Source organism: Kitasatospora paranensis (assembly GCF_039544005.1).
Taxonomy (GTDB): domain Bacteria; phylum Actinomycetota; class Actinomycetes; order Streptomycetales; family Streptomycetaceae; genus Kitasatospora; species Kitasatospora paranensis.
This window is the reverse complement of record NZ_BAABKV010000001.1, coordinates 1854829-1873578: the sequence shown is the minus strand read 5'-3', so window position 1 is coordinate 1873578 and position 18750 is coordinate 1854829. Positions and strand designations below refer to the sequence as shown.

At 73.8% G+C, this 18750-nt stretch carries 14 protein-coding genes, 1 pseudogene and 2 riboswitches; of the genes and pseudogenes, 5 read left to right on the top strand and 10 right to left on the bottom strand.

The genetic code is table 11. The features are described 5' to 3' along the window. Positions 1 to 2: 2 nt before the first annotated feature. Both ABEB13_RS09430 and ABEB13_RS09425 read right to left on the bottom strand, forming a co-directional pair. Positions 3 to 1490, bottom strand: coding sequence for an MFS transporter (locus ABEB13_RS09430; RefSeq protein WP_345705120.1), 1488 nt, complete (start codon positions 1488 to 1490; stop codon positions 3 to 5). 199 nt (positions 1491 to 1689) lie between these two features. Next, positions 1690 to 3003 carry a DUF2382 domain-containing protein gene (locus ABEB13_RS09425; RefSeq protein ID WP_345705119.1) on the bottom strand — a complete coding sequence of 438 codons (1314 nt, stop codon included), beginning with the start codon at positions 3001 to 3003 and terminating at the stop codon, positions 1690 to 1692. A 236-nt stretch (positions 3004 to 3239) separates the two neighbouring features. Then, a riboswitch (glycine riboswitch) is annotated at positions 3240 to 3344 on the top strand. After that, positions 3345 to 3479: riboswitch (glycine riboswitch) on the top strand. Between the two features lie 88 nt (positions 3480 to 3567). Between ABEB13_RS09425 and gcvP the strand changes: the two genes are divergently transcribed. After that, entirely contained in the window at positions 3568 to 6441 is a 2874-nt protein-coding gene (gcvP, locus tag ABEB13_RS09420; RefSeq protein ID WP_345705118.1) for an aminomethyl-transferring glycine dehydrogenase, read from the top strand. Positions 6442 to 6554: 113 nt separating this feature from the next. On the opposite strand, the gene ABEB13_RS09415 is transcribed toward gcvP, so the two are convergent. Together ABEB13_RS09415 and ABEB13_RS09410 are read right to left on the bottom strand one after the other, a co-directional pair. Continuing rightward, positions 6555 to 6746 (bottom strand): DUF5999 family protein, encoded by a 192-nt coding sequence (locus ABEB13_RS09415; RefSeq protein WP_095876357.1) that lies wholly within the window; start codon positions 6744 to 6746, stop codon positions 6555 to 6557. Between the two features lie 338 nt (positions 6747 to 7084). Next, entirely contained in the window at positions 7085 to 7660 is a 576-nt protein-coding gene (locus ABEB13_RS09410; RefSeq protein ID WP_345705117.1) for a hypothetical protein, read from the bottom strand. Between the two features lie 352 nt (positions 7661 to 8012). Here ABEB13_RS09410 and ABEB13_RS09405 point away from each other — a divergent pair. Then, a pseudogene (locus ABEB13_RS09405) lies at positions 8013 to 9511 on the top strand (glutamate-cysteine ligase family protein). Between the two features lie 46 nt (positions 9512 to 9557). Then, positions 9558 to 10427: a CPBP family intramembrane glutamic endopeptidase gene (locus tag ABEB13_RS09400; protein WP_380231138.1), complete on the top strand. Its 870-nt coding sequence runs from the start codon at positions 9558 to 9560 to the stop codon at positions 10425 to 10427. A 42-nt stretch (positions 10428 to 10469) separates the two neighbouring features. Here ABEB13_RS09400 and ABEB13_RS09395 read toward each other — a convergent pair whose 3' ends face one another. The 6 genes from ABEB13_RS09395 to ABEB13_RS09370 form a co-directional block, all read right to left on the bottom strand. Continuing rightward, entirely contained in the window at positions 10470 to 10766 is a 297-nt protein-coding gene (locus tag ABEB13_RS09395; RefSeq protein ID WP_345705115.1) for a hypothetical protein, read from the bottom strand. Between the two features lie 276 nt (positions 10767 to 11042). After that, positions 11043 to 12383: an MFS transporter gene (locus ABEB13_RS09390; protein WP_345705114.1), complete on the bottom strand. Its 1341-nt coding sequence runs from the start codon at positions 12381 to 12383 to the stop codon at positions 11043 to 11045. Positions 12384 to 12457: 74 nt separating this feature from the next. Next, a complete protein-coding gene (locus tag ABEB13_RS09385) occupies positions 12458 to 13171 on the bottom strand; it encodes a dienelactone hydrolase family protein (protein ID WP_345705113.1) in 714 nt (237 codons plus the stop codon). Further along, entirely contained in the window at positions 13168 to 14640 is a 1473-nt protein-coding gene (locus tag ABEB13_RS09380) for a sugar porter family MFS transporter (protein WP_345705112.1), read from the bottom strand. The genes ABEB13_RS09385 and ABEB13_RS09380 overlap by 4 nt, the downstream gene beginning before the upstream one ends. 76 nt (positions 14641 to 14716) lie before the next feature. Continuing rightward, on the bottom strand, positions 14717 to 15355 hold the full coding sequence (locus ABEB13_RS09375) for an FMN-binding negative transcriptional regulator (RefSeq protein WP_345705111.1): 639 nt from the start codon (positions 15353 to 15355) through the stop codon (positions 14717 to 14719). A 10-nt stretch (positions 15356 to 15365) separates the two neighbouring features. Next, positions 15366 to 16019 (bottom strand): pyridoxamine 5'-phosphate oxidase family protein, encoded by a 654-nt coding sequence (locus ABEB13_RS09370; RefSeq protein WP_345705110.1) that lies wholly within the window; start codon positions 16017 to 16019, stop codon positions 15366 to 15368. Positions 16020 to 16053: 34 nt separating this feature from the next. Between ABEB13_RS09370 and ABEB13_RS09365 the strand changes: the two genes are divergently transcribed. Together ABEB13_RS09365 and ABEB13_RS09360 are read left to right on the top strand one after the other, a co-directional pair. Then, positions 16054 to 17400 (top strand): aminotransferase class I/II-fold pyridoxal phosphate-dependent enzyme, encoded by a 1347-nt coding sequence (locus ABEB13_RS09365; protein ID WP_345705109.1) that lies wholly within the window; start codon positions 16054 to 16056, stop codon positions 17398 to 17400. 198 nt (positions 17401 to 17598) lie between these two features. Next, entirely contained in the window at positions 17599 to 18750 is a 1152-nt protein-coding gene (locus ABEB13_RS09360; RefSeq protein ID WP_345705108.1) for a GDSL-type esterase/lipase family protein, read from the top strand.

Genomic DNA, 18750 nt, shown 5'->3' with positions numbered 1-18750 from the left:
CGTCAGGCGTCGGTCCTGGCGAGCGCGGGCGCGGCGGCCGGTTCGGCTGCGGCGGGCGCGTCGGTCGACTTGATCCGGCGGATCGCGAACGGCACCAGGCCGGCGACGATGCACATCGCGGCGGCCGTCCAGAAGGCGTGCTCGTAGGCGTGCAGGGTGGGCAGCGCGATCGGGATCGGCAGCTTCATCGTGTCGCCGGTGAGGATGGCGGCCATCACGGCGGTGCCGATGGCGCCGCCGACGGTGCGCAGCACGGCGTTCATGCCGTTGGCGATGCCGCTCTGCTCGGCGGGCACGGCGCCGTTGATGTAGGCGGGCATGGCCGCGTAGGCGAGGCCGACGCCGAGGCCGAAGACGGCCGAGGCGAAGTAGATGTCGAACTCGTGGCTGTGGCGCAGGGCGAGGTAGGCCATCGAGGCCGCGCCGAGCACGCCGCCGAGGACCAGCGGCAGGCGCGGGCCGCGGCGGGCGATCATCAGCGCGCCGAGCGGCGCGGCGACCATCGAGCCGAGCGCGGACGGCAGCAGCATGACGCCGGCGTGCAGCACGGTGGCGGTGAAGCCGTAGTGGGCGAGCTTGTCCGGGGTCTGGGCGAAGTTGCTGATCACCATGAAGGAGCCGTACATCCCGAAGCCCATCAGCAGGCCGGAGATGTTGGTGAAGGCGACCGCGGGGCGGGACAGCATCTTCATGTCGACGAGCGGGTGGGTGACCTTGACCTCGATGAGGATCCAGACCAGGGCGACGACGGCGGCGACGGCGAAGAGGCCGAGGGTGCGGGTGGAGGTCCAGCCCCAGTGGTTGCCCTGGCTGACGGCGACGAGCAGCGCGGAGAGCCAGCCGGCGAGGGTGATCGCGCCGAGCGGGTCGGCGCCGCCCTCCTTGTCGACGACGGGGTCGCTCGGCACCCGGATCGCGACCAGGGCGATGGCGAGCAGGCCGAAGGCGAGGCCCATCCAGAAGATGGACTTGTAGTTCCAGTGCTCCAGCAGCAGGCCGGTGGCGACCAGGCCGAGGCCGCTGCCGACGCCCATCGAGGCGCTGATCGCGGCGACGCCGCCGGTGACCTTCTGGCGAGGCAGTTCGTCGCGGACGATGCTGATGGCGAGCGGGAGCACGCCACCGCCGGCGCCCTGCAGGACGCGGGCGACGACCAGCCAGGTGAAGGAGTGCGTGCCGACGGCGAGGGCGGAGCCGGCCACGAGGCCGGCCAGCGAGACGAGCAGCATCGGCTTGCGTCCGCGCAGGTCGCCGAAGCGGCCGAGCAGCGGGGTGAGGACGGCTGCCGAGAGCAGGTTGGCCGTCATCAGCCAGGTGATGCTGGAGCCGGAGACGTTCAGTTCCTTGGCCAGCGACGGCAGGATCGGGACGACCGCGGTCTGCACCACGCTGAACGCCAGCATCGCGAGGACCAGGGCGGGGAGCACCCGCGCGCTGCTCGGCTTCTCGGCTGCGGTGGTGGGCTGTGGGGCCTCACTCACGGTTCTCATTCCTCCTGTTAGGGCTGCCCGTTCCGGTGGACGGGCAGCCCTGTGCGGAGGCCCCCGACTGCTTCAGACGAGCGATAGTGAATCAACTGAAGTAACGATGCACGCCAATACTTCAGTGTGTCAAATATCGATCGGTGAAGTTTGGGCAACGCGCAGGCCCCGGCCCGCTGCAGCGGGCCGGGGCCTGAGGGACGCCGGCTCAGGAGGGCCGCAGCGACTCCGGCCGCACCGTCCCGTTGGGCGAAGCCGTCCGTGCGGCCACGCCGGCCGGCACCGGCCCGGCGGAGTGCACGGGGGCCGGCCCGGCATGGGGTGCGGCGGCCTGCCCGTGGCCGCCGTCGGCCGCGGCCGGACGGTTCTGCGGTGCGGCGGCCCGGTCGGCCTGCTGCGGGCCGTGCGGCTGCTGGGCGGTGCCGTCGTGGACCTCGACCTGCTCGCGCCGCAGCTCCTCGCGGACCACCTCCTCCTCGGTGTACCGCTCGACCACCAGCCGCACCCGCTCGACCGGCGCCAGGTACTTGCGGACCACCGGGCGCTCCTCGCGCAGGGTGACCTCCTCCATGGCCTCGGCGATCTCCTGCTCCGTCAGCGACGCCCGCTCGGCGTCGGTGACCGGCACCCGCTCCACGCGCACCCGCTCGCGCACCACCGGCACCCGCCGCTCGACCGCCTCGGAGGTCACGTACTTGCGCAGCCGTGCCGTGCCGAGCACGTGCCACTCGGTGCTGATGTCCAGCCGCTCCTCGCGGCAGGTCACCTCGACCGGGCCGCTGGGGGCCGCCGTCGAGGCCGCCGTCCGGGCGGCGGACGGGGCGGACTGCGCGGACGGGGCGGGCCGGGCGGCGACCTGGGTGCCCTGGGCGGCCTGGGTGGCAGCCGCGGTGGGCAGCCGGCGGACGTTGTCGACGAGGGTCTGCGCCGCCGGACGCGGGTCGGCCGCCGCCCCGTGGGACGCCGTGCCGTCCGCGGGGCGTCCGGTGCCCCGGGCCGCCTCGGGCTGCGGCGCGGTGGCCGGCCCGGCCGTCGGCCGCTGCTCCTCGACCGCCCGGTCGTGCACGGCGCCGCCGTCGGCGCGGGCATGCCCGCCGTCCGGGCCGCCGGCCGCCGGACGGCCGGACACCGCGCCGAATTCCGCGTCCTGCGCCCGACCGGTGCCCACCGGCGCCGCGGCCGCCGGCGGGGCGGTCGGCCGCCCGTTGCCGGAGGTGTCCAGCCCGTAGTAGCGGTACAGCTGCAACTCCTGCGCGGGTGAGAGGTGCTGCCCCACGCCGAAGTCCGGGGACTCCTTGATCAGCGACTTGTCGTACGGGACGCGCAGTTCCTCGCCCGAGAACTCGCTGGTGGTCAGCGGGACGAAGGCGTCCCGGCCGAAGATCCCGGTGCGGACCGCGGCCCACTCGGGCTCACCGGTCGCGTCGTCGAGATAGACCTCGTCGACCGTGCCGATCTTGTCACCGTTCCGGTCGACCGCCTTGTGCCCGATCAGGTCTCGCGGATCGATATCGGTCTGCACGCTGTCCTCCAGTGCACCTGCTCCTGCGGTCGTCGGGGACGGGGGCGGCTGGAGGAGCTGGCCAGACGCCATCTCACACGAAACGCCACGAACCGGATGGCGGCGAGCGGAGCACGTCCGTCCGTGGGCGGCCCTGCTCCGTCCGGGCGACGGCGCCTCCGACCGGCGGCCGTGCGACGGCCGTCACAGCAGCCGTGATCCACCCGGGTCCCGCTGGTACCCTGGGCGGCGACCGCCGAGCCCGCGCGGGAGAGTCCCCACCCCGCTGAACTGGCGGGACGGGGCGCCGAAGGAGCAACTCCTCCCCGGAATCTCTCAGGCATCCGTACCGCGTGGGATAGGTCACTCTGGAAAGCAGGGCAGGGCCGTTGGCACAGGAGCCGCCGGTACCACCCTCACCGACGGTGCAAGTCGACAGGATGCCTCCGGGCGCCGGTACGGCGAAGCTCTCAGGTACCGATGACAGAGGGGGAGGCCTGACGGGTTCGTGCGTTCCTGGCCCCCCACGGCGGCCGGCCGTCGCGCGCACCCCCGCCGGTCCGTGACCAGGAGGCCTCGACCCCCATGAACGCCCAGCCGACTCTCACCGAGCTCGAAGCGGCCAGCCCCTTCGAGACCCGCCACATCGGCCCCGACACGGCCGCCCAGGACAAGATGCTGGCCCAGGTCGGCTACGGCTCCCTGGACGAGCTGTCCGACGCGGCCGTGCCCGAGGCCATCCGCAGCCTGACCGCCCTCGGGCTGCCGGCCGGCCGCAGCGAGGCCCAGGTGCTCGCCGAGCTCCGCGAGCTCGCCGACCGCAACCAGGTCCTCACCCCGATGATCGGCCTCGGCTACTACGGCACCTTCACGCCGCCGGTCATCCTGCGCAACGTGCTCGAGAACCCCGCCTGGTACACCGCCTACACCCCGTACCAGCCGGAGATCTCGCAGGGCCGCCTGGAGGCGCTGCTCAACTTCCAGACCGTGGTCTCCGACCTGACCGGCCTGGCCACCTCCGGCTCCTCGCTGCTCGACGAGGGCACCGCCGCCGCCGAGGCGATGGCGCTGGCCCGCCGCGTCACCAAGGTCAAGGGCGGCGTCTTCCTGATCGACGCCGACACCCTCCCGCAGACCGTCGCGGTGATCGAGACCCGTGCCGTGCCGACCGGTGTCGAGGTGGTCGTCGCCGACCTGTCCGACGGCATCCCGGCCGAGATCGCCGAGCGCGGCGTCTTCGGCGTGCTGCTCCAGTACCCGGGCGCCTCCGGCGCCGTCCGCGAGCTCGCCCCGGTCATCGAGCAGGCCCACGGCCTGGGCGCGGTCGTCGCCGTCGCCTCCGACCTGCTCGCCCTCACGCTGCTGAAGTCCCCGGGCGAGCTGGGCGCCGACATCGCCTGCGGCACCTCGCAGCGCTTCGGTGTCCCGATGGGCTTCGGCGGCCCGCACGCCGGCTACCTCGCCGTGCGCGCCGAGTACGCCCGGAACCTGCCCGGCCGCCTGGTCGGCGTCTCGGTCGACGCCGACGGCAACCGCGCCTACCGCCTCGCCCTGCAGACCCGTGAGCAGCACATCCGCCGCGAGAAGGCCACCAGCAACATCTGCACCGCCCAGGTGCTGCTCGCCGTGATGGCCTCGATGTACGCCGTCTACCACGGCCCGGACGGCCTCGCCGACATCGCCCGCCGCACCCACCGCTACGCCGCGGCGCTCGCCGAGGGTCTGCGCGCCGGCGGCGTCGAGCTCGTGCACGGCACGTTCTTCGACACCGTCACCGCCCGCGTCCCGGGCCGCGCCGACGAGGTCGTCGCCGCCGCCCGCGCGGCCGGCGTCAACCTGTACCGGGCCGACGCCGACACCGTCTCGATCTCCTGCGACGAGACCACCACCCGCGAGCACCTGACCGCCGTCCTCGGTGCGTTCGGTGTCCGGGGCGCCGAGCTCGCCGAGACGGCCGACGTGCTGCCCGCCGCGCTGCTGCGCGAGGACGAGTACCTCACCCACCCGGTCTTCCACAGCCACCGCTCGGAGACCGCGATGCTGCGCTACCTGCGCCGCCTCTCGGACCGCGACTACGCGCTGGACCGCGGCATGATCCCGCTGGGCTCGTGCACCATGAAGCTCAACGCGACCACCGAGATGGAGCCGGTGACCTGGCCCGAGTTCGGCCAGCTCCACCCCTTCGCCCCGGCCGAGCAGGTGCAGGGCTTCCTCAGCCTGATCCACGGCCTGGAGCAGCAGCTCGTCGAGGTGACCGGCTACGACGCCGTCTCCATCCAGCCGAACGCCGGCTCCCAGGGCGAGCTGGCCGGTCTGCTGGCCGTCCGCGCCTACCACCACGCCAACGGCGACACCCAGCGCGACGTCTGCCTGATCCCGTCGTCCGCGCACGGCACCAACGCGGCCTCCGCGGTGATGGCCGGCATGCGGGTCGTCGTGGTCAAGACCCTCACCGACGGCGACGTCGACGTCGAGGACCTCAAGGCCAAGATCGAGCAGCACCGCGACCAGCTGTCCGTGCTGATGGTCACCTACCCGTCCACCCACGGCGTGTTCGAGACCGAGATCACCCAGATCTGCGCCATGGTGCACGAGGCCGGCGGCCAGGTCTACGTCGACGGCGCCAACCTGAACGCCCTGGTCGGCCTCGCCAAGCCGGGCAAGTTCGGCGCGGACGTCTCGCACCTCAACCTGCACAAGACCTTCTGCATCCCGCACGGCGGCGGCGGCCCGGGCGTCGGCCCGGTGGCCGTGCGCGAGCACCTCGCCCCGTACCTGCCCAACCACCCGCTCCAGCCGGAGGCCGGCCCGGCCACCGGCGTCGGCCCGATCTCGGCCGCGCCGTGGGGCTCGGCGGCGATCCTGCCGATCTCCTGGGCGTACGTCCGGCTGATGGGCGGCGAGGGCCTCAAGCGCGCCACCCAGGTGGCCGTGCTGAACGCCAACTACATCGCCAAGCGGCTCGCGCCGTACTACCCGGTGCTCTACACCGGCCCCGGCGGCCTGGTCGCGCACGAGTGCATCATCGACCTGCGCCCGCTCACCAAGGCGACCGGCGTCACCGTCGACGACATCGCCAAGCGCCTGATCGACTACGGCTTCCACGCACCGACGATGTCGTTCCCGGTGGCCGGCACGCTGATGATCGAGCCGACCGAGTCCGAGGACCTGCACGAGATCGACCGGTTCTGCGCCGCGATGATCGAGATCCGCGCGGAGATCGAGAAGGTCGGCTCCGGTGAGTGGGACGCCGAGGACAACCCGCTGCGCAACGCGCCGCACATCGCGGCCCGCCTGGCCGGCGACTGGGCGCACGCCTACAGCCGCGAGGTGGCCGTCTTCCCGGCCGGCGTCAACCCGGCCGACAAGTACTGGCCGCCGGTGAGCCGCATCGACGGCGCCTACGGCGACCGGAACCTGGTCTGCTCCTGCCCGCCGCTGGACGAGTACGGCGCCTGATCCCGGGCACCGACAGGGGCGCGGGGCCTGCGCACGGACCGGGGAGCACCAGTTGCTCCCGGGCCGGGCGCGGCCCCGCGCCCCTGCGCGTTGTCGGACGACCCCCGGCCGCCTCAGGCGGCCACGGCCAGCGGGCGGCGCGGGGCGATCACCCGGCCGTCGGGGAGGAGTTCGCCGGTGTCCTCGAACAGCAGGACACCGTTGCAGAGCAGGCTCCAGCCCTGCTCGGGGTGGCGGGCCACCGGTACGGCCGCTTCGCGGTCGGCCGACTCCGCCGAAGGGCACTCAGGACGGTGCTGGCACACAGCTCGTACCTCGCTTTGCTCATGATCCCGCCCCACCGCACGGCACCCCCCGAGGCGTGCCGCCCTGCCGGCGGATCCTCACTCGCCGGCCCAGGTGTGAGTCGACGCTCCGGTGGGTAGGACAGAGCCCGCTCCCACGCTGGTTCCCAGTGTCGGCATCCGCGGTCCGTCTCGCAGCTGTTTCGTGACATGCGCCACAACCCGCGTCCGGAGATCACCCGTTCAGGCGGCGGGCGGCGGCCGCAACGCCCGGACGGGCCACCGGCCGCCTGACCCTGTCGAGTCAGGGCCGATGGCCCGTCCGGGTGATGCGCCCTCCTCGGGCCGGCCCCTCCCCGTCAGCCCCGCCCGAGCAGCAGGGGTGCGCCGTCCACCTCGGGGCGGTCCAGCGCGGTGAGCAGCTCGCCCGCCTGGTACACCCGGTGCGCCGTGACCCCGAGCGGCGCCGGCGACAGCGGGATCAGCAGGTCGTCCGCCCCGCCCGGCTCGGGGCCGGTCAGCCACAGCGCGGTGGCGTAGTGCCCGGGCATCGACAGCAGCCGCGGCTGGTGCCGGATGCGCGAGCCCTGTGCCAGCTGCCAGGCCTGCCGCAGCGCCTGCACCGTGGAGTCCAGGTACGGGCCGGCGGCGAAGTGCGCGAAGGTGTGGCCCACGCCCGGTGTCTCGCTCACCTCCGCGGCCGCCACGACGCCCGCGGTGCCGTGCTTGATCAGGAACCGCCAGCCGGTGCGCCGTGCGGAGGCGAGGGCAGGCCCTTCGAGGACGTACACGGCCAGCGGGTGCGCCGGCAGCAGGGGGCCGGGGGTACTGCGGAGCACGGCGGCCGCCGGCCGCCGGTGCGTGCTCTCGTCGTCGAGAGCGGCCAGGACGGCGCGCAGGGCGCTGGGCGGCGGTTGAGGGGTCTGCAGAGTCATGGCGGGTCGCCTCTCCGTGCGAGATCGGCGTGCGAGTGCGGCATACCGGCGTGGCGTCGGTGTGTGACGGGACCTGGGCCGTGTCCGGTTGGGCATGATCGCGGTGCGGGCGCGGCACCACGCCTGCACGAGGTTGTCGTGCGGCGGGAGGCCGGGCGGGCGCGCAGTGCGAATTCTACTCGAACAGGTGCGCAGGGTGACCTTGATATCACGTTCGGTGGCGTGCGGCAAGTCGGGATTCTACTGACGAGTCGTCAGATCCCGTCGCCGCCAACCTGTTCGAGTGCCCGGGCTATCGATCTTCCGGATGGGCATGATGCTTGCACGGTCGACCTAGGGGAGGAGGGCACTCATGGGCGAGAAGGTCGTTGCCACTCGCGCTGAACTGTCCGACCGGCAGCTGTACCGACGCAAGCTCCAGTCCTGTCTGGACGTGCTCGAACGGATGCTGCGCGAGGGACGCTTCGACCGCCCCAGAGCCATGATGGGCCTGGAGATCGAGCTCAACCTGGTGGACGAGCAGGGCCTGCCGGTCATGCGCAACGCCCAGGTACTCGAAGCCATCGCCTCCGCCGACTTCCAGACCGAGCTCGGCCGGTTCAACATCGAGGTCAACGTCGCCCCCGGCGGCTCGGTGGGCACGTCCTGGAGGACCTGCGGGAGGAGATCGACACCTTCCTGCGCTACGCCGACCGGCGGGCCGCCGAGGCGGGCGCCCGGATCGTCATGGTGGGCATCCTGCCGACCCTCGACCTGGACCACACCGGTCTCGACAGCATGTCCCACAACAACCGGTACACCCTGCTCAGCGACCAGATCCTGGCCGCTCGCGGCGAGGACATCGCGCTCGACATCGAGGGGGTCGAACACCTGGCCGTGGAGTCGGTGTCGATGGTCGCGGAGGCCGCCGCCACCTCGCTGCAGCTGCACCTCCAGGTCACCCCCGAGCGGTTCGCCCCGGTCTGGAACGCCGCCCAGGCGGTCTCCGCCAGCCAGGTCGCCCTCGGCGCCAACTCGCCGTTCCTCTTCGGGCGGGAGCTCTGGCGCGAGACCCGCCCCGTGCTCTTCCAGCAGGCCTGTGACACCCGTTCGGCGGAGCTCAAGGCCCAGGGCGTGCGCCCCATCACCTGGTTCGGGGAGCGCTGGGTCGACTCCGCGCTCGACCTGTTCGCGGAGAACCTGCGCTACTTCCCGGCCCTGCTGCCGATCTGCGACGACGAGGACCCGGTCAAGGTGCTCGCCTCGGGCGGCGTCCCCAAACTCGCCGAGATGCGCCTGCACAACGGCACCGTCTACCGGTGGAACCGGCCCGTGTACGACGTCGCCGACGGGGTCGCCCACCTGCGGGTGGAGAACCGCTGCCTGCCGGCCGGTCCCACCGTCGCCGACACGCTCGCCAACGCGGCCTACTACTACGGGCTGGTCCGGGTCCTGGCCGAACAGCCCCGGCCGGTGTGGAACCGGCTGCCGTTCGAGCGGGCCGACGAGAACTTCCACACCGCTGCCCGGTACGGCATCGACGCCGTGCTGCACTGGCCCCGCTCCGGTCGGGCCGGCCGCGGCACCGGCCCCGTCGCCGTCACCGACCTCGTCCTCGGCGAGCTCCTGCCGCTGGCCTACCAGGGACTCGACGAGTGGGGAGTGGAGCCCGCCGACCGCGACCGCTACCTCGGCATCATCGAGCAGCGCTGCCTGCGCCGCACCAACGGCGCCGCCTGGCAGGCCGCCACCGTCCACCGGCTGCGCGAGCACTTCCACATGGACCGCACCGCCGCCGTCGCCGCGATGACCAGGAGGTACCTGGAGCACATGCGCACCGGGGAGCCGGTGCACACCTGGCCGGTGGGCTGAGCGTCCGGCCCGCCCAGCAGCCGCCTTCTCATCCCGGTGTGCGAGGATGATCGGCCCGGAGACCGCCCAGGTCCCCGGGCCGCGGCCGGTACCGGCCGCGGCCGCAGCGCCGCGGGCGGGAGACCAGGTGACCAGCGTTTCGATCGAGCCCGAGACCGGCACGCCGGCCCGCCGCCTGCTCGGTGTCGAGCTGCTCATCGTGCTCGGCCTCTCGCTCGGTGCCAGCGGCATCGGCGCGCTGATCAGCTTCGCCGACTCGCTCACCCAGCCGATCGCGCTCGGCCAGCAGGTCGCGACCCTCAACGGCTCCCGGGCGCCCGGCCGCCCGTGGATCGACCTCGCCTGGCAGCTCTACTACATCGCCCGCGGCCTGATGCCCGTCGCCCTGGTCGGCTACCTCCTGGTGCGCGAGTCCACCTCGCTGCGGGTCCTCGGCTTCGACCTCGGGGACAAGCGCCGCGACCTCGGCCGCGGCGTCCTGGTGGCCGCCGCCATCGGCGGCACCGGGCTCGGCCTCTACCTGGCCGCGCAGGCGGCCGGGTTCAACCTGACCGTCGCCCCCTCGGGACTGCCGGACGTCTGGTGGCGCATCCCCGTCCTGACCGCCTCCGCCTGGCAGAACGCCATCCTGGAGGAGGTGATCGTGGTCGGCTACCTGCTGCGCAGGCTCGGCCAGCTGGGCTGGTCCTGGCCGGCCGCGGTGGTCGCCAGCTCCGTGCTGCGCGGCTCCTACCACCTCTACCAGGGCGTCGGCGGGCTGGTCGGCAACATGGTGATGGGCGCGGTCTTCTGCCTGCTCTACCGCCGCTGGGGCCGGGTGATGCCGCTGGTGGTGGCGCACGCCCTGATCGACACCGTCGCCTTCGTCGGCTATGCCCTGCTGGCCGGCCACGTCAGCTGGCTGCCGACGGGCTGACCCCGGGCCGACCCGGGTCCTGCCGGGTCGCCGGGCGCGGCGTCAGCGGGCCCGCCACGTGCGGGGCGGGCGGCGCAGCAGCCGGTCGACTTGGTACCGCTCCAGACCCTCGGCGGGGTCGATCCGCAGCAGCAGCCGGTCGCGGCGCAGCAGCGAGTTGCGGACGAGCCGGGGCGGGATGACGTCGTCGATCCAGGCGAACGGGCGGCCCTGGGCATGGCGCAGCAGCGGCGCCCACTTGGCGCCGGAGAAGAGCTCCATCAGCCGGATCCGGGGGTCGCCGGGCTGCCGCCGGTAGCCGTTGACCCGGACGACGGGCAGGTCCGGCAGGCCGAGCACCGGGCAGAGCAGCTCGTTCGCCGACTCCTGCCAGGTGGTGGCCCAGCAGAGTTCGTAGTGGTCGGCGAGTTCGCGCAGCCAGGCGCCGTGCCGGGGGTGAGCAGCACCTCGTACCCGAGCATCTCGTGGCGGTGGAAGTCGTCGGCGGGGTAGGGGTCGGCGGGGTTGAGGACGCCGTCGACGTCCACGTACAGCAGGGGCTTTGGGGGCACGGGCGCTCCGCTCGGGTGGCCGGGTACGTTCGGTACGGACGCGCCGGCGCCGGGCCCGGTTGCCTCAGCGGGCGTCGGCGGTCGCGGGGACGGCCGCCGGTACGGGGGCGGGGGCGGGCGCGGGGGCGGGCGAGCCGGCCACCGGGGCGGACGTGCGCCGGGTCAGCCGGCGGACCTCCGGGACGGCGAGGACGACGACGGCCAGGGCGACGGTGACCAGCGCGCACGTCCACAGCGCGCCGTCCAGGCCGAGGGCCTCGGCGGCCGGGCCGGCCAGGGCGGTGCCGAGCGGGGTGAGCGCGATGGAGCCGAAGTGGTCGTACGCGGAGACCCGGGAGAACATCTCGGCGGGGATCTCCTGCTGCATGGCGACCATCCAGTTGACGCCGAAGACCGTCACGCCGCAGCCGGAGACGAACATCGCGGCGATCAGCACCGGCAGGCCCGCCCCGGCGGCCAGGGTCAGCGCGGGCAGGGCGAACAGGAAGACGCCGAGGTTGCCGACCAGCAGCAGCCGGCGGGGCTGCCAGCGGGCCATCAGCAGGCCGGCGGCCAGCATGCCGATGCCGAGGGCGGCCATCGCCAGGCCCCAGGCGTCGGCGCCGCCGAACCGCCGGGCCGCCACCACCGGGCCGTAGACCGCCTCGACCGCCGCGACACAGGCGATCATGAGGGAGAACTGCAGGACGACCGCCCAGAGCCAGCGGCGCGAGACGAACTCCCGCCAGCCCAGGCGCAGTTCGTGGACGAGCCCGGGGCGGGCGACGTCCGGCCGCAGCTGTTCGACCTTCAGCAGGGCGCGCAGGGAGCCGGCCACCGCGAACCCGGCGGCGTCCACCAGCAGCACCCAGCCGGGGCCGACCGCGGCGGCCATCGCGCCGCCGAGCGCCGCGCCGCCGATCTGCGAGCCGTTCAGCGCCATCCGGTAGACCGAGAAGGCCTTGCCGGCGTCGGCGGCGGCCACGCTCTCCATGATCATGCCCTCGGAGGCGGGGGCGTAGAACGCCTGCCCGGCGCCGCCCGCCGCCGCGCACAGCAGCAGCGACCACAGCGGCGTGGTGCCGGCCAGCACCAGCGCGGCGAGCACCGCTTGCGAGAGGGCGTTGAAGAGGTTGGCGGCGACCATGACCCGGTGGCGGGGGATCCGGTCGGCGAGGGCCCCGCCGATCAGCAGGAACAGCACCAGCGGCACCAGCCGCGCGGCTGTGACGTACCCCACTTGGGTCGCGGTGCCGCCGGCCTGCAGGACGGCGAAGGCGGTGGCGATCGGCGCGGCCGCGTTGCCGAGCCCGCTGACCACCGTGGCGGCGGTCTGGATGCGGAAGTTGCGGCCGGCCCAGGCGAACCGGGCACGGGGCGCGGGCATCGGGGCCGACGCGGGGGAGGGGGCGGGGGCGGAGGTCACTACGAGACTATCGGCCCTCGCCGTCCGGAAGTCCATCCGATTACCGGTGCACCGCGTCCGGCAGTCGCCCCGGGTCAGCCGAGGTGGCCCCAGAGGAAGCTGAGGGTGCGCTGCCAGGCGATCCGTGCCTGGAGCGGGTCGTAGGTGCCGAGCAGGTTCTCGTCGTTCATGAAGGCGTGCCCGGCCGGGTAGAAGTGGATCTCCGGTCGGCGGTCGGTGGCCTCGCCGATGAGCATGGCCGCGTCGTCCACCGCCTTCTCGGTGAGCGAGGCGTCCTGCTCGCCGTAGTGCCCCAGGACGTGCGCGGTCAGCCCCCGGTAGGCGAAGCCGGGGATCTTCGGCAGACCGTAGAACGGCACCACGGCGGCCACCCGGTCGCCCTGGTCGGCGGCCAGGAGCAGGGCCAGGCCGCCGCCCATGCAGAAACCGACCACGCCGACCGCGTCACCGACCACCTGCGGGTGCTCCAGCAGCAGGTCGACCGCGCCGCCGAGGTCCCGGGCGGCCCGGTCCGCAGGCAGCGCGGCGAGCATCCGGGCCGCCTCGGCGCGGTCGTGCGTGGTCGCGCCCCCGTACAGGTCGGGAGCCAGGGCGACGAAGCCCTCCGCCGCGAAGCGGTCCACCATCGCGGTCATGTGGCCGGTGAGCCCCCACCACTCCTGGACGACGACCAGCCCGGGGCCGACGCCCTGCGGCGGGAGCGCGAGGTAGCCGTGGGCCGTGCGCCCGTTGCTGGGGAACGTGACGTTCTGCGCCGAGCCGCCCGGCGCCGCCTGCGGCCCGCTCATCCCATCTCCTCCAGGGCCTTGCCCTTGGTCTCCTTGATGCAGAACGCGACGAACGGGATCGACAGCAGGGCGAAGACCGCGTAGATCACGTAGGTCGCCGACAGGTTCCAGTCGGCGAGGTCGGGGAAGCTGACGGTGATCGCCCAGTTGGCGATCCACTGCGCCGAGGCCGCGACGGACAGCGCGAGGGCTCGGATCGCGTTGGGGAACATCTCGCCGAGCAGCACCCAGACCACCACGCCCCACGAGAAGGCGAAGCAGAACACGAAGACGTGCGCGGCCACCAGCGCCACCGTCGCGTAGCTGTCGGCGAGCGTGGCGGTGTCCCCGGTGCCCTCCCGGAAGGAGAACGCCCAGGCCGCCGTACCCAGCGAGAGCGCCATGCCGGCCGAGCCGGCCAGCGCCAGCGGCTTGCGGCCGATCCGGTCGACCAGGGTCATCGCGAGCACCGTGCCGACCACGTTCACGATCGAGGTGGAGAGGCTGATCAGCAGCGAGTTCGACTCGTTGATGCCGACCGACTGCCACAGGAACGACGAGTAGTAGAAGATCACGTTGATGCCGACGAACTGCTGGAACACGGATGCGCCGATGCCCACCCAGACGATCGGCAGCAGCCCGAACCGGCCGCCGAAGAGGTCCTTCATCCGCGGCTTGCGGCTGGAGTGCAGCACCGAGCGGATCTCGGCGACCCGGGAGTCCAGGTCGATGTCCGCACCCTCCACCTCGGTCAGCACCTTGCGCGCCTGCTGCTCCCGGTTGTCGGCGATCAGGAAGCGCGGCGACTCCGGGATCGCCAGCGCCATCAGCCCGTACACCAGGGCCGGGACGGTCTCCACGCCCAGCATCCACTGCCAGGCCTGGATCCCGGCCAGGTGGTTGGTGGACTCGCCGCCCGCCGCCTGGTTCAGGGCGTAGTTGGCGAGCTGCGAGACGGTGATGCCGAGCACGATCGCCAACTGCTGGAAGGATGCCAGCCGGCCGCGGTACGCGGTGGGGGAGACCTCCGCGATGTAGGTCGGGGCGATCACCGACGCGATGCCGATCGCGACGCCGCCCACCACCCGCCACACGGCGAGCACCTGGATGCTGGGCGGGAACATCGACCCGACGCCGCTGATCGCGAAGAGCGTGGCGGCCAGCAGCATCGTGCGCACCCGGCCGAGGTGGTCGGCGAGCCGCCCGGCGACCACCGCGCCGGCCGCCGATCCCAGCAGCGCGATGGCCACCACGAACGCCGTCTCGCCGTTGCCGACACCGAAGTGCTTCTGGATGCCGGTGACGGCGCCGTTGATGACGGCGCTGTCGTAGCCGAACAGGAAGCCGCCCATCGCGGCGGCGGCGGAGATGAAGACGACATGGCCGAGATGACCCTCGGCGTGCGGCGGGGACGAGGTGGACACGGCGACGGGCTCCTCGACGGTGGACGGCCCGCCTGCTCGGCCGGATGGACAGGATCCGGCCCACATTCCATCAGCTCGACGACCGGTATGCCCGCTTTTGCGGCTGATGAGACGACAGGTGGCGGATCGTCCGGGCGATCCGTCAGCCGCCCTCCGCCGGACAGGCCGCTGCCCGCCGGGCGTTGCGGCGCAGCAGCTGCTCCCGTGCCCCGGCGTCCGAGCCGGTGCCGCGCGCGGCCAGCCGGTCGGCGATCCCCGCCTGTGCGTCGACGGACTTCTTGTCGTCGTACTTGAACTTCGCCCGCACCTCGTGGACCGTCAGCCGCAGCCCGGTGATGCCGGAGAGCAGCGGGCCGTGCGGCGCCTCGCCCGGGACCACCGGGTACGCCGCCTCGGGCTGGAAGCGGCCGAGCTGCCGGGTGACGATCTCGGCCTTGCCGGCGGCGTCCTCGACGATCCGCGCGGTGCACGAGAAGTGCACCGAGGCGTAGTAGCTGGTCGGAGTGCCCGGTTCGCCGCGCCAGTAGCCGGGCGCGAAGGCGTGGTCGTCGGTGACGGCCAGGGTGGCCTGCGGGTCGGCCCGCAGGGCGGCGATCAGCGGGTTCGGCGCGGCGAGGTGGAGCAGGATCTCGCCGGCGTCCGCGTCCAGCAGGAAGTGCGTGGGGGTGAGCACCGGGCCGGCGCCGGCCGGTCCGTTGGCGGCCAGCAGGCCGAAGTCGCGGTCGGCCGTCCAGGCCCGCCACTCCGCCTCGTCGCCCCGGTCCCAGGATCGGATGAGCACCGCCGCCCCCTCAGCCGAGCTCGGCCAGGTAGCCGGGCAGCGCCGCCGTGCTGTCCGGGTGCGGCACCGGAGTGCCGTACGCCGTCCGCATCGGGACGACACCGGACCAGTGCGGCAGCCCGCGGTCGGCCTCGTCGTCGTTCGCGCCGTCGTCGCGGGTCTTCGCGGAGACCTCGTCCAGCACCAGCCGGACGACCGCGGTCGCGGCGAGCTCCTTGGCGTTGGCGGCCCGGACGTCCGCCGAGCGGCCGGGCACCGCCTGGTCGACCAGGGCGTCGAGCGCGACCGCCAGCTCCTCGGGGTCGGTGACCTGGTGCGCGGTGCCGTGCGCCACCACCGAGCGGAAGTTGACGGAGTGGTTGAACGCCGACTTGGTGAGCACCAGGCCGTCCACCAGCGTCACGGTGACGCAGACCGGCATGCCCTCGTCGGCCCCGGCGGCGCGCAGCGGACGGCTGCCGGTCGAGCCGTGGACGTACAGCCGGTCGCCGACCCGGGCGAAGATCGTGGGCAGCACGACGGGGGCGCCGTCCACGACGAAGCCGAGGTGGCATATCCAGGTGCTGTCGAGGACGGCGTGGATCTCCTCCCGCTCCCAGGTGGCCCGCTCGCGGTACCGGGTCGGAGTCGTGCGGGCGGTGCGGGCGTAGGCGGTGTCCGACATGACAACCTCTCTGCACTAGTGCATAATCTCTTTTGTGCTAGGAGACTATCCGATCAAGGGTCGGCGTGCCAGCGAGATCGCCGCCGACGTCGAACGCGCCGTGGGCGCCGGCGAACTGCCGCCCGGCGCCGCCCTGCCGCCGCTGCGCGACCTCGCGGCCGACCTCGGGGTCAACCCCAACACCGTCGCGGCCGCCTACCGCCTGCTCCGCGACCGCGGCGTCATCGAGACGGCCGGCCGCAAGGGCAGCCGGGTCCGCCCCCGTCCGGCCACCACCTCCCGCGACGAGATCGCCCTCCCCGTCCCGCCGGGCGCCCGCGACCTCTCCACCGGCAACCCCGACCCCGCGCTGCTCCCCGCCCTCGGGCCCGCCCTCGCCGTCGCGGCGGCCGCCGCCGACCGCGCGCCGGTGCTCTACGGGCACCCGGCGGCCGACCCCGGTCTGCTCGCCCTCGCCCGCGACTCCTTCGCCGCCGACGGCGCCCCGGGCGGCGCGCTCGCCGTCTGCTCGGGCTCCCTCGACACCATCGAACAGGCCCTGGTGACCCGGCTGCGTCCGGGCGACGCCGTGGCCGTCGAGGACCCGGGCTGGGGCAGTCTGCTCGACCTGCTGCCCGCGCTGGGCCTGGTGCCCGCGCCGGTGCGGCTGGACGACGAGGGGCCGCTGCCCGCCGAGGTCGACCGGGCGCTCGCCGGGGGCGCCCGCTGCCTGGTCGTCACCAACCGGGCGCAGAACCCGACCGGTGCCGCGCTGACCCCGGCCCGCGCCGCCGACCTGCGGGCCGTGCTGGACCGCCACCCCGGCACCCTGCTGATCGAGGACGACCACGGGCACGGGATGGTCGACCAGCCGTTCCAGTCGCTCGCCGGCGGCCCCGACGGCGTGCCCACGCGGGCGAGCCGGCTCCTCGTCCGGTCCGCGGCCAAGGCGTACGGGCCGGACCTGCGGCTGTCGGTGGCGGTCGGCGACGAGGTGACGATCGGCCGGATCCTGGGCCGCCAGCGGCTGGCGACCGGCTGGGTGAGCCATCTGCTCCAGCAGGCCGTCGCGGAGCTCTGGCGCACCGACGCCGTTCCGGTGGCCGGGCCGGCGGCGGCCTACCGGGCCCGGCGGGAGGCGCTGCTGGCGGCGCTGGCCGGGCACGGCATCGCGGCGCACGGCGTCAGCGGGCTGAACGTGTGGGTGCCGGTGCCGGACGAGACCGCGGTCACCGCCGCGCTGCTGCAGCGCGGCTGGGTCGCGGCACCCGGCGCGCGGTTCCGGCTGCACTCCCCGCCGGGCATCCGGCTCACCTCGGCCACCCTGGCCGCCGACGAGGCGGTGCGGCTGGCCGGCGATCTGGCGCAGGTGCTGGTCACCGGCCGGGGGCGTCGCGGCTGAGCTGAGCGGCGGGCGCCCGGCGGGCGTGTGGCGGCGGTCACCCAGGGAGAAATGCGGTCACCCTGCGAAGTGGTCCGGTCGGATACCTGGCGGTAACAACCGCGGGCATGTCATCTTCTCCACGCCACCGGCCGGCGGTCCACCCTCACCAGCGCCTCGCGCCCCCACACGCGCGAGGCCGTCCGCAGGAGTTCCGCCGTGCCCGAGTCCCGCACGCACCACAGAGCCGCCGCCCTGTTCACCGCCGCGACCCTCGCCCTGCCCCTGCTGCTGTCCGTCCCCGGCCCGGCCGCCGCCGCCACCGGGCCCACCGCCGTGGTCGCCATGGGCGACAGCTACATCTCCGGCGAGGCCGGCCGGTGGCAGGGCAACAGCGACACCGCCTCCGGCAGCCGCGACGGCACCGACCGCGCCTGGACGGGCAGCGGCTACGACCCGGCCCGCGTCTACGGCGCCACCTACGCGAGCGGGTGCGACCGCTCCGACGTCTCCGAGGTCCGCTCCGCCCCGACCGTCGCCCAGACCCAGGTCAACCTGGCCTGCTCCGGCGCCACCACCGCCAACGTGTTCCGCGCCGCCAACGGCGGCCAGTCCTTCAAGGGCGAGGCCCCGCAGGCCGACCAGCTCGCCGCGGTCGCCGCGAGCAACACCGTCAAGCTGATCACGATGTCCGTCGGCGGCAACGACCTCGGCTTCGCCGACGTGATCTCCACCTGCGTGCAGGACTACGAGATCTGGTACTCGTACTGCAACGACGACCAGCAGGCCGCGGTCGACGCGAAGATGGCCACCGCGATGGCCGGCGTCGGCAAGTCGATCGACGAGGTCCGGGCGGTGATGTCGGCCGCCGGGTACACGAGCGGCAGCTACCGGATCGTCCTGCAGTCCTACCCGTCGCCGATCCCGCGCGCCGCCGAGAACCGCTACCCGGAGAGCGGCTGGAGCCGGACGAGCACCGGCGGCTGCCCGTTCTGGGACGGCGACGCCACCTGGGCCCGCGACACCCTCGTCCCGGAGATCTCCGACCACCTCGCCGCGGTGGCGGCGGCCAAGGGCGTGCAGTTCCTCGACCTGCGCGACCTGCTGCAGGGCCGCGAGGTCTGCTCCACCGCGACCCGGCTCGCCACCCCCACCACCGCCCCGTCCGCGACCACCAGCGAGTGGGCGCGCTTCCTCGACATGGGCACCACCACCCAGGGCGCCCTCCAGGAGTCCTTCCACCCGAACGCCTACGCCGAACTCGCCCTCGGCCGCTGCCTCACCCTGCTGAACGCCCGCACCACCGGCAACTGGTCCTGCCGCAACACCCCCGGCCAGGACGCCGCCGGGATGTACCTGACGGCGCGGTAG